This window comes from Peptostreptococcus sp. D1 (assembly GCF_900112955.1).
Lineage (GTDB): Bacteria > Bacillota > Clostridia > Peptostreptococcales > Peptostreptococcaceae > Peptostreptococcus.
Genome location: NZ_FONP01000001.1, coordinates 143,851 through 159,738, shown reverse-complemented (window position 1 = coordinate 159,738; position 15,888 = coordinate 143,851). Strand labels below are relative to the sequence as shown.

The following is a 15,888-nucleotide window of genomic DNA, read 5'->3' as shown; positions in this document are numbered from 1 at the left end:
TGTTTAGCGTTAGACTGTACCCTTAATGATGTTGTTGAAATCGTAAATGATACAGAATAACAACTGTAAAATCACTTAATTATATATTAGGTGGTTTTATTTTTTTATCCTAAAGTTAATACCGGAGTTTTTAATGATGGGAGATTTCTTAAATAGTTTTCTTAAAAATTCCTTTTCATCTTCAGATAGCTTTTTATATTTTAGCTGAAAAGAATTACAGAAAATTTCAATGAATTTATCTATATTGTTTCCGGAAGAAATCATAATCTGACGAATTTTCTGTAATGATAGGGTATTATCATCTTCAGGAATACTATCAATATCCTGTTCATGATTTTTGCAAATATCTTTTATAATACTATTCCATATTTTATGGGTAATATGACAAAAGAAGTCTTCTTCACTTATCTGTGCAGCCAAGAGAGTTTTTAATGGAACATCTTCTTCTATATCGGGATTTTGACTGATAATTTCAGTTCTGACATTCTCAAGAGAAGTATTTAGGTTATTAAAACGCCCTGTAGCAATACCATCAACAAAGATTTCCGTATCAGCCATAAGCTCCTTAAACTTATCGTGTGTAGCAATTTCACAAAGTAAACGGTTATTGATAGAACCACTTAACAATAAATCAATCATATCATCACTCAAGTGTAGATTAGTCAGCTCTGTATTTGGGTGATTTTTATTTTCCGTAAGACAAAGTAAGTAATCAGTAGATACATTGTAAAATTGTGCAAGTGTAACCAAATTACCATGATTGATTTCTTTATAGTCATCATTTTCATAGTTTCCTAAAGCAGATTTTGAAATGCCTGTTAGTTTAGCAAGCTCTTCTAAATTTAGATTATGTGCAACTCTTAAATCTTTTAAGCGTTCCTGTAAGGTTATTTTACACTTCATAACAGATAACCTCCTTGATACAAAATATTCTCATAAATATTATATCACGCCATTTCCACAATCGTGGAAAAGTGGGAACAAAAATGGATATTCCAAGATTTAGGATATCGGGAATAGAAACAAAAATGCAATATCATACAGACATAAAGAAAAATTATTCTTTGACAATTGAATGATCGGTATGTAAGGATATGTATCTATGGGGAGGCGGTGACATTTTGAGTATCAGAAAAGAGCCTGCCAAGTAGAAAAAAACGTCGCTGTAAGATACAGGGGCAGGAACTATACCAGGCGAAACCGACATAAAATTAAAAAAATTTTGCAATAAATACTTGCAAAAATTTTTTGGAATGATATATTATATAGATAAATAGAGATTAGAGGTGACTAACGAGATGAGAAATAGAATTAGAGAAGTTAGAAAGATTAAAAAGATTACACAAGCAAAGCTTGTTGAAGATATAAGCATTACAAGGCAATATATAAGTTTAATTGAGCTAGGAGAGGAAACACCGTCATTAAAAGTTGCAAATGAAATAGCAACTGCTTTAGGAACGTGTATGTATGCAATCTTTGATTTAGATGGTACTGGTAGATATAGGTGTCCATCTTGTAATTGTAGCTAATAAACACTAGTTAAAATAGTGATTAAAATTTACAAGGAGGTGAGGTTTATGAATTATATGAATCCTCAGCGGTACAAAAACGGAGACAGAGAGGGTTTGAGAGGTTGAGAAGAAATTTAATATTTAAAGAGGAGGCTTTTATGAACAAGATACAAAAACATATAGCAGTGATGCTTTCGATGGTGATGTTATGCACAGTTGTTTTACCGAATGCAGTTTATGCTAGCGAACTAGGTTCGGAAAGTCTGATAATTAACAATGAGAGGACAAAGGTTAACACTGATGTGGTCTATGTGGATGACGAGGAGGGAAATATAGTTCCTGTAGAAATAACAGAAACTATATATTATAACGGAAATAGTGGTATAGTTCCGATGGATTTTTCACCTAAGGCGAAAGTAGGTGAGAGGCGTACTTACACAGTAAAAATATCGAATGAAGCTATGGGCGTTCCGTCATTAGTTGGTGGAACATTGAGCTTGGCTGCTAAGAAAAAAGCGGTTAAGATTTTGGCAAAAGCCATAGCAAAAAAAATAGGATCTAGTTTTATACCGGGATTAAACTTTGTGTCATGGGCTTTGGGAGCAGCAGCTTTTGCTAATGCAGTTAGTGGTAAGGCTGGAATTTCAGTAACAGTGGGTCTCAAATATACTAGAACATATTTGCATAAAGAAGGATACCATGTTTACGGATGGTCTCCTACTAGCTTATCGGTGAGAAGATATTAGTAGGTATGGATTATGGGAAGTAAGTACAGGTATGTTCTATCAATACTACAAATAGTAGTTGGAATACTTGCCGCGATAGTTTTTATTAAAACTATTGTATATGGAGGCAAAGTGGAATTGAAACTAATATCGCTAATGGCAATGATATTAGGTGTAGTAAATGGAGTTCGATGTATACGTGAAATAAATAAACATTGATAACAATGATTATTGCAACTCATGATGATAGACTATTCTAATCATGCAACAAGATAATTTTAATGTAAATATAACGAAATGTTTATAAATAATGGTTCTTTGTCAAATAACGTTGATGAAGTCAAAATTAAAATATTTTTATTTTTTATGCTGCAGTATCAAGCTCATTTGAGCTTGAACTGTAGCATATTTTATATCTATTTCTTAATAATATTCTTGCTCTCAAATTTCTAAAGCTTCTAAATCCGAAGGATACTTTCTTAAATGTCTTAATAATGTTATTATTACCTTCAACAGAGGCATTTGAATATGTCGTATCTATTGCATTTATTACATACTCTCTATGTTTTTTCAATGTTGAGATGCTTGTATGGAAGCACTCTGGAATATAGCTTAAATCTTTGTCCAGTATCTTATTTATTTCATCTACATCTCTTAATTCAACAGATTGAAGGAAGTGTTGATAAAACTTATGGGCATCCTTCAGTTCCTAGTTGAAAGAAAGTATTTCTCTTAATATTTCCGAAGAATTAGTCAGATTCTTGTAGCATCTATATGAATAGAACTCCACACTATTTAACTCCCATTCCTTTGCCAGTATTATTCTCCAATATCTCTTTAAAACCCTGTAATTATGCGTATTGGTCTTCATAGTCTTCATAATATTAACTCTTTTTATATTCATATTCCTTGTCATTAGCTGTACTATATGAAATTTATCTAATACTATCTTTGCGTTAGGGAACATTTCTCTTGCAATATCAATATATGGAGCGTATATGTCTGTAGTTATATATCTTACCTTTTCTCTAACCTTTAACGGATACGAAGAAAAATACTCTTTTAGGTTGAATTTCCTTCTATCTGATACAAGGTCAATTATTTTGCCAGTACTAACATCTACTAAATTAACGCTCATTGAAGCCTCTACAGATTTTGTAGACTTGAATTTTTTAATGCCCTGTGGGTACATCTATTCCTAAAACTTCGGGTAAATGATGCTTTCTATTCGTTACCTCTGTGCTTCTAAGAACCCTATTTACAGTAGAAGAAGACACGTAATGCTCCTTAGATATTAATTTAATTGACTTGAATTCACAAAGATCACCAATTATTGAACGTTTTACATCATTACTGATGAAACAACCCTTACTAGTCAAAGATGTTTTTGCCATAAATGTTTTTTTACACGATTTGCAATAGAATCTCTGTTTTTTTACTCTTAGCAATATTGGATTATTTCCAGCTCTATTAAAAATAATTTTGACCATTTGGCTACCATTTTTTACGATGTTATGTCCTTCTTTATTAGAATTGCAATGTGGACAGTGTGATGGTTCATATGTCAAAATGGCATTTAATACACAATATTTTACACTTTTTATTGTTTCGAAAATTTCTTTTCCAGTTAATACTAAATTTTTATCGCCAATTCCTAAAATATTTGATATACTATTACTTGAAAACATGTTGAATCCCCTTTACTATTGTTTTTGACGACTTTATAGTACAACGGATTTGACATGTTTTCAATTTTTTTGAAAAAAATAGCGATGATGGTTTCCGAATTCATCTTTCGATGAATTTGAAAATTTTTACCATCAACGCTAAATATTATACAACCCTTTTTATTTGGGTCTATTATGAGTCAGACCCTACTTATATTATTAATACTATTTATTATTCTTTTTTACTTGAATCGTCAATCTTTCTATATGGATTGATATCATATCTACTTGACGTTCTATTCTTACCTAAGTTTACCCAAGCTACATATTTTAGCTTATCGTTGGTAGTTATGGCTTTTTTTAGCTGATATAGGTTGAAAACTCTTGAAAGTGATGCCATTACAAGTATTCCAAGTGCTATTCCAATACTTATTATTACAGAACGAGTACCTGTTGTAGCTGCTACTATATAGTTTTTCTGTAATATATTATATATTGTGTTGTAAAGACCGATTCCAGGTATAAGAGGAAGTATTCCAGGTATTACAATTATTATTGCAGGCTGCTTTAATTTTCTAGCCAAAATCTCGCCAAGCAGAGATACTGTAGCGGCTGAAATAAATGAGTAAATAATAGGATTGTCATAGTGAAAAGTGAGTACATAATACACAATCCATCCGATTCCTCCGACGATTCCATCATAAAGCAGAAATTTTTTTTGAATATTGAAAAACACTGCAAAGCCACAGGTAGCTATTGCGGAAAAGAAAAAATGTTGCCATATTGGTAGATCTGCCATTTTATATTCCTCCTATTCCAAGTATAACAGCCACACCGAATGCTATGGCAGTAAAAATCATAAATACTTCAAACAATCTTGCCGTTCCAGCCATCAGGTTTCCAGATATTAGATCACGCATAGATTTAATAAAAGCAACTCCAGGAATCAATGGCATAATTGAGCCGACTATCAAAGCAGAAGGCGTGTCAATATATCCTATTTTATGGAAAAATACACCTATCGAAGTAATTATGACTGACGATAGTATCGTGGAAAACATTACTATAGAGCTATATTTTATTGTCTTATCATAAATATATGTTGCCAATATCGATGTTAAGAATGTTAAAATATAGGTTAGTATCTGATTACCTCCAAGAATTGCAGCAAAGCTTGCAGAGCCAATTCCCGTTCCAGCAAGGTACAACCATGTCGGATATCCTTTTTCCTTGTCTATTTGTCTCAATTCTTTGATTTCTTCATTGATATCAGGGTCTATTTTATTTACGAAATCTCTTGAAAAGTTATTCAATAACGCTATTTTATGTAAATTTATTCCTCTTGAATTTATGGTTTTCATAAAACATAGACCGTCGAATTTATCATCTGAGATAATTAAAACAGTCGGAGTAGTAAAGCAGTTAATGTGATTATATCCCCTTGATTTACATATTCTTATTACGCTATCTTCAACTCTATAGGTTTCAGCACCATTTTTTATGAGCAATTCTCCCAAATATAAGGCCAATTTCAATGTACTCATCTTGTATTCTTTATCTTCAAGTCTGGCTGTTATTTTCATTATTCTCTCTTGCTCTGGATCTAGTATCATGTCTTCAACAGTTTCTTCCTCAACAATATCTTCTTTAATAGTATCTTCTGCTATAGTATCATCGTTTTGGATTTCATTGTCAACGTTTGAAGTTATGCTGTCAGAAGCAAGCTTATTTTTTTCTAAGTCCTTTTTATTTTTTTCAATCATCTCTTGATTATTTTGAAAATCGTTGCTTGTGCTCAATTTATTACCCCCTTCCATGATTTTTTACATATACTAATATACACTATTTTATAGTAATTTTGTACATATTTTTTCGAAAAATTGTTTATTTTTAATCGAATTGTTGTTAAAAATATAAAATAAGATAGTTAAGTTTAATTTTAGTATTATAATAGATAATAATTACATTTGAAAGTATGATAGAATATCATATTTCAAAATTAAGAAGGAGGTAGCTATGAATAAAAAGATAACGTGTGTTTTATCTATGTGTTTAATCGCAGGTATGACATTAGCATTGTGCGAAAATATAGTGAATGCAGATGAACTTACAAATAATTATTCTGTTGATGAAATACTAAGCTCTGAAAATATAAAAACAGAAGATATTTCGTCGAGTATACCAAAGACAGAAAATCCTGTAAATAATTCAATTAAAATTTCGAATATTGATGACAAAATTAATAGTTTATATATGGATTTAGGGAGGGATATTAAACTTCCAAGGACTGTCGACTTAGGCTCAAGCACTATTAGTGGAAAGCTGGCAAATGGTGTTGGAGTTACGGTATATAAAGTAAGTAGTGAAGAATTGGAAAAGGGTAGTATTGTTTTAAATTCCAGTATGAGCCTGAGCGATACGAAATATAGTATTCAAAGTAAAAATGGAGAGTTTTCAATTAGATTTGATAATACAAAGCTAAAGGAAAATGAACATTTTATAATTTGTGTTTCGTACTCTATTACAGATTCGTCTGGAAGGGACATTCACAAAACATTTTTATTTGACACTGTATATCAGAAGGATAGTGCTGAAAATGATCCTGCTGAGCCTCAAAACGAAAATAGGATAAGTGGTAGTGATAGATATGTGACAAATTTAAATTCGATAAAGAAGAGCTATAAAAAGGGTGATTTTGACACAGTTATAGTGTCATCAGGTGATAATTTTGCCGATGCTCTAGCTGCTGGACCGCTGTCAATGAAAAATAAATATCCAATTTTGTTTGCAGGAGGAAACGGAATTAGCTCTGATGGGTTGAAATTTCTGAATGAGTATGGAGTTAAAAGTGTCTTGATTGTCGGTGGTGAAAGCTCCGTACCGAAGAATGTCGAAACACAGCTTGTCAATATGAACGTTAGGAGAATTTCAGGAGTTGATAGATACGAAACATCAAATAAGCTATTGTCAGAATTTGGAATGGCTAGGCATCTAATTTTGACAGATGGAAGAAAATTTGCTGATGCACTTTCTGCAACACCGCTTTCAAAAAAATTAAATTCTCCGATATTATTGGTAAATAATTTGACTAATGTACCGACAAATATCGATAATTATTCGGATGTGTATATTATCGGTGGTAAAAGCTCTGTAAATCAATCGGCTGAAAACAAATTAAAGGAAATTAGCAATGGAAAGAGTGTATATAGAATATATGGGGGAGATAGAGTACAAACCTCATATCAGGTTGCCAAGCAAACAAAATATGTTTCGAATTTGGTTGTCAATGGAAACAATTTCCCTGATGCTTTGAGCTCTGCGAATTTGGTTGCATCTAATCCCAGTAATCTTTTACTGATAAATAAGGCTGGTTATCCTACTTATATGGCTGAGCTTATAGAAGGAAAAGCAAACATTGTAGTGGGTGGATACAATTCGGTTATGAAAAATGTATTTAATTATTAAAACCTAGTAAAGAAAAACATCTAATTTGATATATGAAAGCCAAGTATATTGGAATTGAATTTTATTAAAAAAAGCATAATGGATTTTTACCGTAGGCAAGAATATTGCCTACGGTTTTTCTATGTCTAAAACATCGGATATACATTGAAAAAACTAAAGTATAAAAAAATATTAAAACTATCTTGATTTTTTCTTAATTTTTGTATATAATCTTTATTGTTTAATAATAATAAACCTTAAGTTTAGTTTTTGGTTACATGCTGTTTAGTCATAAATGACAAATAGTTTATTTAAAGTAAATAATTTTAGGTATAGATTAGGAGGTGTAGGCGGCTATTTTAAGATGGTCGCACATTATTATGGATATTGGAGAAAAAATTAAGCGCTTGAGGAGTGAAAAACAACTCACCCAAGAAGAGCTGGCAAATAGATGTGAATTGTCAAAGGGGTTTATTTCACAGCTGGAAAATAACCTTACATCTCCATCAATTGCCACGCTTATTGATATATTGGAAATTCTAGGTACGAATTTAAGAGAGTTTTTTGCTGATGAGGTAAATGAGAAAATTACTTTTAAAAAAGATGATATGTTTGAGGTCGAAGATTTTGATGATGGATACACATTTAGATGGCTGGTTCCAAATTCACAAAAGAATGATATGGAGCCTGTTATAATTGAGATAAAACCTGGTGGTAGATACAAAGAGGAAAAGCCTCACGAGGGTGAGGAGTTTGGTTATGTAATAAAGGGTACAATTTGCCTTTATATGGGAAATAAGAAATTTAAGGTAAGGAAGGGTGAAAGCTTCTATTATAAGCCAAAAGAAAACCACTATATATCGAATGAGGGAAAGACACCTGCTGAAGTTATCTGGGTAAGCTGTCCTCCTTCTTTCTAATTTGAGTATTAAAGGAGTGTAGAAAGTGAGTAATAAATTAATTGAATTAGTAGATGTTTCAAAAACTTTTGATGATAATACGGTATTGGATAAGTTTAGCTTGGCAATAAGTGAAAATGAGTTTTTGACTTTGCTGGGACCAAGTGGCTGTGGAAAGACGACACTTTTAAAAATTATTGCCGGCTTTGAATTTGCTGATGAAGGGGATGTTTATTTTGGTGGGTATAAGGTGAATAATGTTCCCGCATACCAGAGAAATATAAATACTGTTTTCCAAAAATACGCATTGTTTCCACATATGAACGTTTTTGAAAACATTGCCTTTGGACTAAGGATAAAAAAGATAAACGAGGCTGAAATTGCTGAAAAAGTTAGAACTATGCTTTCGTTGGTATCTTTATCAGGCTTTGAAAAGAGAACTGTGCAGTCTTTGTCTGGAGGTCAGCAGCAACGTGTAGCAATAGCAAGGGCTTTGGTAAATGAGCCAAAGGTGCTTTTGTTAGACGAGCCACTAGGAGCATTGGATTTGAAATTACGCCAAGAAATGCAGGTTGAATTAAAAAAAATTCAGAAGAAGCTGGGAATAACTTTTGTATTTGTTACTCATGATCAAGAAGAAGCGCTAAGTATGAGTGATACTATAGTAGTGTTAGACAAGGGCAAAATTCAGCAAATAGGAACGCCTGTCGATATTTACAATGAGCCTGAAAATTCATTTGTTGCTAATTTTATAGGAGAGAGTAACATAGTTGACGGAATTATGCATGATGATTTTGATGTAGAGTTTTGTGGTAGGAGATTTGTCTGTGTAGACAAGGGCTTTGAAAAAGGAGAAAAAATAGAGGTAGTTATAAGACCAGAGGATATTCAGATGGTGAAGGCAGAAGAAGGAATGTTAAGAGGCATTGTTAAATCGTCGATATTCAAGGGAGTTCACTATGAATTAGAGGTTGAAGAAAATGGAAGAATGTGGCTTCTGCACAATACAAAAACTGCAAGCGTTGGAACAGAGCTCGGAATGTCATTAAATCCGGAAGATATTCATATTATGCATAAAAGGGAGGCATAATGGATGAAAAATAAAAGAATTAGAACGACTGAGGTCGATAAAAAAGAAGCTAGATTGGCTTATCCATATGCTGCATGGTCACTTATTTTCATAGTAGTTCCACTGGTTTTGGTTGTATTTTATAGCTTGACTCAAAAGGATGCAGATGGAAATTTATTTTTTACTGTGAGCAATTACGGAGATGTTTTTGAGCCGTTGTTTTTAAAGGTATTTGGAAGATCTTTTCTACTATCTGGTATTGCAACCTTGGCATGTATATTGATTGGCTATCCAGTTGCATATATCATATCACAGATGAATTTGAAAAAAGGTGGAATTTTGATACTGCTATTTATTCTTCCGATGTGGATGAATTTTTTGTTAAGAACATATGCTTGGATTGCAATTTTAGGAAAACATGGACTATTGAATAATCTACTTGGATTATTTGGTATACATCCTAGCTCAATACTATATACTAGTGTGGCAGTTCTGCTCGGGATGGTGTACAATTTTCTACCATTCATGGTTTTGCCGATATATACTACTTTACAAAAGATAGATAAGGAGCTTATCAACGCTGCAAGAGATTTGGGTGCAAATAGCTTTACCGTATTTAGGAAGGTTGTCTTTCCTTTGAGTATGCCAGGTGTTATGAGTGGAATAACTATGGTCTTTATGCCTTGTGTTACTACATTTGCAATATCAAGACTTTTGGGTGGCGGTAAAACCATGTTGGTCGGTGATTTAATAGAGCAGCAGTTTACTACTGTTGGTGATTGGAATTTTGGATCATCTCTTTCGATTGTAATGATGATAATAATATTGATATCAATGGCGATAATGAATAAAATTGACAGAAATGTAGAAGGAGGAGAATCAAATGCAAAGAAATAGTAGAAAACTTGATATTTTCAAAAATATCTATTTGGTGCTAGTGTTTATATTCTTGTATGCACCGATTGCAGCATTGATTATATTCTCTTTTAATAAGTCTAAATCAATGGGGCATATCACGGGTTTCACCTTGCATTGGTACAAACAGCTATTCAGTAATGAATCGATTTTGAGTGCTTTATACTATACAATAACGATAGCAGTGATTGCTTCAGTAGTTTCCACTATTTTCGGAACAATTACGGCAATTGGAATATACAAAATGAATAATAAGCCCAAAAAGATATTGCTAAATATAAACTACCTGCCAGTTCTAAACACTGAAATTGTAACAGGTATAGCAATAATGAGCCTTTTTGCATTTTTCAAAATGGATTTTGGCTTTAGGACGATGCTGATATCACATATTATGTTTTGTGTTCCTTATGTTATTTTGTCAGTTCTTCCAAAGCTAAGGCAGCTGCCTGAAAATATTGAAGAGGCGGCACTTGATTTAGGAGCAACACCTTGGTATGCAATTAGAAAAGTTATCATTCCACAGATTAAGCCTGGTATTATTTCTGGATTTTTGATGGCATTCACTATGTCTATTGATGATTTCGTAATTTCTTTTTTTAATACTGGAAATGGAGTGAGTAATTTATCTATAGAAATCTATGGCATGGCAAGAAGAGGTATTAAGCCAGAAATAAATGCGTTGTCAACATTGATGTTTACAACAGTATTAATTTTGATAATATTAGCCAATAGAAAAGATTCAATAATTAGAAATACTGTTAACAGAAGTGAGATTGATTAGGAGGATAATTTTTTGAATAAGATATTAAAAAAATCAAAAATATTTGTAATGATTTCAGCAGTACTTAGCTCCTCAATATTATTTGTAGGGTGTGGTGCTACTAGTCAAAATTCTTCGAAGGTGTTGAATGTTTACAACGTTGGTGATTATATAGATGAAGCTTTGATAAATGAATTTGAAGAAAAAACTGGAATAAAGGTTCAGTACTCAACATACGATACAAATGAAATGATGTATCAAAAGGTCAAGAGTGGTAGTACAAAGTATGATTTGGTTTTTCCTTCAGACTACATGGTTCAAAAGATGAGTAGAGAAGGGCTTTTAAAGAAAATCAATTACAATAACATTCCAAACTACAAATATGTGGATAAGGAGTTTCTAAAAAATACCTATGATCCAACAAATGAGTACTCTGTGCCGTATATGTGGGGAACTTTGGGTATTGTGTACAATAAAAAGAGGGTCAAGGATAAAGTTGATTCTTGGGATATATTGTGGAATCCAAAATATAAGAAGAATATTTTGATGTTTGATTCTGTTAGAGATACTATGGGAGTTGCTCTGAAGAAGCTTGGATATAGTATGAATACAACGAATCAGGAGGAAATCAATAAAGCTAAGGATTTGTTGACAAAGCAGAAGGCTTTAGTTTTGGCATATGTAAATGATGATGGAAAAGATAGAATGGTTGGAAATGAAGCTATGATGGGAATTTTCTATTCTGGTGATGTACCGATGATGGTTGAAGAAAATGAAGATTTAGCATATGTGATTCCAAAGGAGGGCTCCAACAAGTGGACCGACGCAATGTGTATTCCAAAAACTTCGGACAATCAGGATTGGGCAGAGGAGTTTATCAATTTTCTTTGCGATCCGGATGTAAATGCGAGGAATACAGAGTATATTGGCTATTCAACACCTATCAAAAAGGGCTGGGAGCTACTTCCAGATGATGTCAAGTATGATAAATCTCTTTATCCTGATGAAGAAATACTCTCAAAGTGCGAAGCGTTTTTGGATTTGGAGGAAAATATCAAAAAATATGATAGAGCATGGGTTGAGCTAAAGAGCAATTAGAAAAATTTTGATGATATTAAGATGATATTGAACGGATAGAAAATATATCATTATTTTGTTCTTGAATTGATGTGTACTTTATGGTAGAATTACAAAGTATTAAGTATGGCAGATGATCGCGTGTTTTCACACGAGGAAAGTCGGAGCTCCACAGAGCAGGGTGCTAGGTAACGCCTAGTGAGAGCGATCTTAAGGATAGTGCAACAGAAATAAACCGCCATTTTTGGCAAGGATGGAAAGGCGAGGTAAGAGCTCACCAGCATATAGGTGACTATATGGCTATGTAAACCCCACCTGGTGCAAGGCCAAGATAGGATTAAGAGATGTTGCTCGCATCTCCCGGATGGTAGGCCGCTTGAGCTTGCCGGTGACGGTAAGTCTAGATAGATGATCATCTAATACAGAACTCCGCTTATAGCCATGCTTAATTAAAATAAAAACAGGGTCGATATTAATCGCATTTTTCGTAGGTAAGATAGTCTTGCCTACGTTTTTTTGTTAGAATACATGTTCTAGATATGCGTGACACTGTTAGAGTTCTATCGTGCTGAGATGCTTTTATCGGCAATAATAAAAGGTACATTGCGTAAAACAGATTAATTTTTTTATCAAAGGCTTGATTTTGCAAGATAAGCTACAAAATTTAATATATTTTATTTCATTATTACTCTTGTTAGTGTATAATAGTAAGTAATAATGTTTATTTGTAAAACTTGACTATATTATAAGGAGTGAAGGTTTTGAATGATTTTGGTAAAATAACAATTAAATCGGTTGTATCCGATGTTGATAAAAAATATATAAGAGATAGAGAAGAATTGAGCTTAAATTTGGATGAGGCTTTAAAAAATAAATATATAAAAGTTGGAAAAGACGAAGAAAAATATATAGAGCTTTTGAGATATAATATTATTTTCTATAAATCTATAATAAAAAAATTGGAAGTTATTATAGAGATGTGGGTTCAAAATGGAGTTATTTCAAGTACACAGTCGGTTGAAAAGAGCATTGTGAATATTACAAACTCCTCAAAGGAATACGTAAATATCGCAATGAAAAAGGGTAGATTATATTTGAACGACAAGGACAAGAAGATTTTTGTATCTTATGACAATTCAGTTGGTTTAAAGAGAATTGAAAAAGTAGAAAATGACTATAAGATACTTAACCTTTATAAAGATATATTGAGTATGATGATAAGCGTTATATCTGAGGATCCTATAAAATATAACGTAATTTTGGATATGAGCATTGAGAAGCTGAAGATAGATATAATGAATGAAGTATTTGTGATGATAAATGAGATACTTTTTAGTGTAGAAAGAGAAAAGGATAGCTTTACTGATGAGGCTTTGGTGGATGAGGACAAGCTTTATGATGGAAATATCGATGATGAAGAAAAATGCTTAGGATTTAAAAAATATGTTGCAATGATAAGCTCACCTGAAATTTCTGTCAGAATAAATGACATTTTTAGATCGTCGGTGGAATTGGAAAATATCGATGAAGAGGATGCGAATTTGTTTAATCCAGATTTCAAGGATTATATTTCATGTGCTGTTATTTTGATGGATTATGTTTCAGCTGAAAACAGAGTATTATTAAAAAATATTTTTAGAATGTTTATATCCAATAATATTACACAGGCTCAATTTGAAGAAACGTTTGATAAAATAGTTATTGATAGGACGTTTGTTGATAAGAGAACTTGGCTAGAATGTCAAAATATGGTTAAGGCTGAGTTTAATCTTGAAAATAATAATTTCTTTGGAGAAAGCAAAATTGAGACTGAGGAGATACTGTCTCTTAGCGATAGACTGGATATTGTCGAAAATCTTACTGAAGATATGAGTGTTGAAGAGTGTATTGATTACATGAAATATAGTAAGCCTAGATTTGGAGATGGAGACTATTCAGATACAGAAGGCGGCTTTGCTAGTAAGCTAAAGCAAGGCTTATTCAGTTTTTCTGAGAAGCTTAAATCTAAGGAGGACTCTTACGATCTAACAGATGAGTACGGCGAGGAAGAATATCACGAATATGATGAGTATGATTACGATGCTTCATATTATGCTGACGATGAGGATTTGGAGGACTATGAAAAAGGGAAGTCAGGCTTTATGTCAAAGCTTAAGAATTTCTTTAAAGGGAATGACTATGATGAATTTGACGACTATGAAAACTGCGACAAAGACGATGATTTTGATAATGAATATGATGATTTTGTCGATGGTGAGGATGAAACAATAGATTCAAGGTTTGACGAAAAATCTCCAATTCAGGATAAAAATGCAGTTGCAATTTTGAAGCTACGTGAGAAAAACAAGAAAAGAGAGTTAGCAAAGCAGAAGGCCGAGATAAAGGATCTCAAAGATGAAAGAAAAATAGCTGAGGAAATCAATAAGGTTGGTATTGGTAGCTTCAAAAACAGCGAAATTGTATTTACTGAGAATGATGTTGTCTATAAAAAGAGTGACGGGAATTTCAAGTCAAAAAGTGAGGAAGTATTCCAAAGCAAAATAGATGGTCAGATATCGTTTGACGATTTCAATGGAAGGGTTATTCCACAAATTGATGATAGAAAAATAGAAGCTAAGGATATGAAAAATGACGATGAGAGAAGCGACAATGAAGCTATAATATCAAAAAGTAAAGATGTAATAAAGCATAAAAATGAAGATAGCAAAAAAGTTGAAGTTGAAGCTATTGACGACAAAAAAGAGGCTTTCGAGTCTGAGCTTAAAATAATCAATTCGAAAAAAATTGAAAAAAATGGATCTGTAAAAAATAATGATACCTTTGAAGAGCTAGAGAATCTAAAATCTATGAACACTTCTGATTTGCATGTATTGAATAAGTCTTCATTGAGAAAGGCTAATATTGAAGAAAAAAATTCAGTAAAGGCAGCTCGTAGAGCTTTGGATAAAGCTATAGTCAAAAATGAAGATGAGGATATAGAAAAGAGAGAATCAAGTGCCTTATCTAGAAACCTTGGTAATTTTAAGGATAAGATAATCCAAAAAAATGAGGAAAGGCGAAAAAAGAAAGAGGATAGAGAATCCGAAGGTGAGATGTTTCCAAAATCTGTTGTGATAAGAGATTTTGTTATTGTCGCAGTTTTACTTGTGGCGATCTTTGCTTCTTATGTATACATGATAAAAGGATTCAATAGACCTAGTGTTGAAGAAACGAATAGAGCTGCAAAGCAGACTCAGACAACTGGAAAGACAAAAAATACTTCTAATTCAGATTATGATGGTGCTGCAAGCAGCAATACAAAATCAACAACTGAGATTACGCAGAAAACAGAGGCTGAAAAAGAAAAGGATGAAATTGAAAAGAAAGCCAGTGCACTGGACAGAGAAGCTGAAAATTATAAATCTGGAAAGGGGACATATTACACCGTTTTCGTAGGTGCTGTGAAATCAGAAGATGCAGCAAATACATATGCAAACAGCTTTGCAAAGAGAGGCGTAAATTCAAAGGTTGTAAGAAATGGCGGATTTTATATGCTAAAGGTTGGAGAGTATTTTGACATCAATCAGGCATATTCAGAATCATATAGAATAACCTCTAAGGGAATACAGAATTATGTTGCGACTCAGAACAAGTATTATGAGTTAAAGATAGAAGCATTCAAAATTAGAAGTAAAAACCTAAGTGTTGATCAGATAAAAACCGATTATAATGATATTAAAAATCAAATTTCATCTACTGGGAAAAATGATCAATATATTAAAAATTTAGATGAAATATATAATGAAGCATTAAAGAGTAAACAATAATCTACTTGTAAAAAG

Annotated in this window: 14 protein-coding genes, 1 other RNA gene and 1 pseudogene; 11 read left to right on the top strand and 5 right to left on the bottom strand. The window is 32.5% G+C overall.

All coding sequences use genetic code 11. From position 1 onward, the window contains the following. Positions 1 to 96: 96 nt before the first annotated feature. Positions 97 to 903, bottom strand: coding sequence for a helix-turn-helix domain-containing protein (locus BM120_RS00755; protein ID WP_091992585.1), 807 nt, complete (start codon positions 901 to 903; stop codon positions 97 to 99). Between the two features lie 395 nt (positions 904 to 1,298). On the opposite strand from BM120_RS00755, the gene BM120_RS00750 reads away from it, so the two are divergent. The 3 genes from BM120_RS00750 (at position 1,299) to BM120_RS10795 (ending at position 2,455) form a co-directional block, all read left to right on the top strand. Continuing rightward, a complete protein-coding gene (locus tag BM120_RS00750) occupies positions 1,299 to 1,529 on the top strand; it encodes a helix-turn-helix transcriptional regulator (protein WP_091992584.1) in 231 nt (76 codons plus the stop codon). A gap of 140 nt (positions 1,530 to 1,669) precedes the next feature. After that, the gene (locus BM120_RS00745) at positions 1,670 to 2,257 is read left to right on the top strand and encodes a hypothetical protein (protein WP_091992583.1); all 588 of its coding nucleotides are present in this window, start codon (positions 1,670 to 1,672) and stop codon (positions 2,255 to 2,257) included. 12 nt (positions 2,258 to 2,269) lie between these two features. Further along, complete coding sequence (locus BM120_RS10795; protein WP_091992582.1) at positions 2,270 to 2,455, top strand: hypothetical protein; 186 nt, start codon at positions 2,270 to 2,272, stop codon at positions 2,453 to 2,455. Between the two features lie 145 nt (positions 2,456 to 2,600). Here BM120_RS10795 and BM120_RS11025 read toward each other — a convergent pair. From BM120_RS11025 to BM120_RS00725, 4 genes and pseudogenes are all read right to left on the bottom strand, one after another. Continuing rightward, positions 2,601 to 3,374: pseudogene (locus BM120_RS11025) on the bottom strand (ISL3 family transposase). 34 nt (positions 3,375 to 3,408) lie between these two features. Further along, on the bottom strand, positions 3,409 to 3,924 hold the full coding sequence (locus BM120_RS11020) for a transposase family protein (RefSeq protein ID WP_242941514.1): 516 nt from the start codon (positions 3,922 to 3,924) through the stop codon (positions 3,409 to 3,411). 211 nt (positions 3,925 to 4,135) lie between these two features. Continuing rightward, positions 4,136 to 4,702, bottom strand: a complete 567-nt coding sequence (locus BM120_RS00730; RefSeq protein ID WP_091992581.1) for a threonine/serine exporter family protein — start codon at positions 4,700 to 4,702, stop codon at positions 4,136 to 4,138. Between the two features lies 1 nt (position 4,703). Beyond that, positions 4,704 to 5,447 (bottom strand): threonine/serine exporter family protein, encoded by a 744-nt coding sequence (locus BM120_RS00725; RefSeq protein ID WP_154537537.1) that lies wholly within the window; start codon positions 5,445 to 5,447, stop codon positions 4,704 to 4,706. Positions 5,448 to 5,919: 472 nt separating this feature from the next. Between BM120_RS00725 and BM120_RS00720 the strand changes: the two genes are divergently transcribed. From BM120_RS00720 to BM120_RS00685, 8 genes are all read left to right on the top strand, one after another. After that, complete coding sequence (locus tag BM120_RS00720) at positions 5,920 to 7,368, top strand: cell wall-binding repeat-containing protein (protein ID WP_091992580.1); 1,449 nt, start codon at positions 5,920 to 5,922, stop codon at positions 7,366 to 7,368. Between the two features lie 359 nt (positions 7,369 to 7,727). Next, a complete protein-coding gene (locus BM120_RS00715) occupies positions 7,728 to 8,267 on the top strand; it encodes a helix-turn-helix domain-containing protein (protein WP_091992579.1) in 540 nt (179 codons plus the stop codon). Between the two features lie 25 nt (positions 8,268 to 8,292). After that, positions 8,293 to 9,336, top strand: coding sequence for a spermidine/putrescine ABC transporter ATP-binding protein (gene potA, locus BM120_RS00710; RefSeq protein ID WP_091992578.1), 1,044 nt, complete (start codon positions 8,293 to 8,295; stop codon positions 9,334 to 9,336). 3 nt (positions 9,337 to 9,339) lie between these two features. Beyond that, positions 9,340 to 10,212 carry an ABC transporter permease gene (locus BM120_RS00705; protein WP_091992577.1) on the top strand — a complete coding sequence of 291 codons (873 nt, stop codon included), beginning with the start codon at positions 9,340 to 9,342 and terminating at the stop codon, positions 10,210 to 10,212. Positions 10,213 to 10,318: 106 nt separating this feature from the next. Further along, entirely contained in the window at positions 10,319 to 11,011 is a 693-nt protein-coding gene (locus tag BM120_RS00700; RefSeq protein WP_442956742.1) for an ABC transporter permease, read from the top strand. Positions 11,012 to 11,032: 21 nt separating this feature from the next. After that, a complete protein-coding gene (locus tag BM120_RS00695) occupies positions 11,033 to 12,088 on the top strand; it encodes an ABC transporter substrate-binding protein (protein WP_442956741.1) in 1,056 nt (351 codons plus the stop codon). Positions 12,089 to 12,188: 100 nt separating this feature from the next. Then, positions 12,189 to 12,519, top strand: an RNA gene (gene rnpB, locus BM120_RS00690) — RNase P RNA component class A. A gap of 309 nt (positions 12,520 to 12,828) precedes the next feature. Then, positions 12,829 to 15,873 carry an SPOR domain-containing protein gene (locus tag BM120_RS00685; RefSeq protein WP_091992576.1) on the top strand — a complete coding sequence of 1,015 codons (3,045 nt, stop codon included), beginning with the start codon at positions 12,829 to 12,831 and terminating at the stop codon, positions 15,871 to 15,873. The last annotated feature ends 15 nt before the right edge of the window (positions 15,874 to 15,888 follow it).

What these genes read in the sequence shown, in the direction of transcription:
- BM120_RS00755 (WP_091992585.1), bottom strand. Translation starts at nt 903, where the DNA reads ATGAAGTGTAAAATAACCTTACAGGAACGCTTAAAAGATTTAAGAGTT.
- BM120_RS10795 (WP_091992582.1), top strand. Translation starts at nt 2,270, where the DNA reads ATGGGAAGTAAGTACAGGTATGTTCTATCAATACTACAAATAGTAGTT.
- BM120_RS11020 (WP_242941514.1), bottom strand. Translation starts at nt 3,924, where the DNA reads ATGTTTTCAAGTAATAGTATATCAAATATTTTAGGAATTGGCGATAAA.
- BM120_RS00700 (WP_442956742.1), top strand. Translation starts at nt 10,319, where the DNA reads ATGGGGCATATCACGGGTTTCACCTTGCATTGGTACAAACAGCTATTC.
- BM120_RS00750 (WP_091992584.1), top strand. Translation starts at nt 1,299, where the DNA reads ATGAGAAATAGAATTAGAGAAGTTAGAAAGATTAAAAAGATTACACAA.
- BM120_RS00720 (WP_091992580.1), top strand. Translation starts at nt 5,920, where the DNA reads ATGAATAAAAAGATAACGTGTGTTTTATCTATGTGTTTAATCGCAGGT.
- BM120_RS00730 (WP_091992581.1), bottom strand. Translation starts at nt 4,702, where the DNA reads ATGGCAGATCTACCAATATGGCAACATTTTTTCTTTTCCGCAATAGCT.
- BM120_RS00715 (WP_091992579.1), top strand. Translation starts at nt 7,728, where the DNA reads ATGGATATTGGAGAAAAAATTAAGCGCTTGAGGAGTGAAAAACAACTC.
- BM120_RS00725 (WP_154537537.1), bottom strand. Translation starts at nt 5,447, where the DNA reads ATGAGTACATTGAAATTGGCCTTATATTTGGGAGAATTGCTCATAAAA.
- BM120_RS00745 (WP_091992583.1), top strand. Translation starts at nt 1,670, where the DNA reads ATGAACAAGATACAAAAACATATAGCAGTGATGCTTTCGATGGTGATG.
- BM120_RS00705 (WP_091992577.1), top strand. Translation starts at nt 9,340, where the DNA reads ATGAAAAATAAAAGAATTAGAACGACTGAGGTCGATAAAAAAGAAGCT.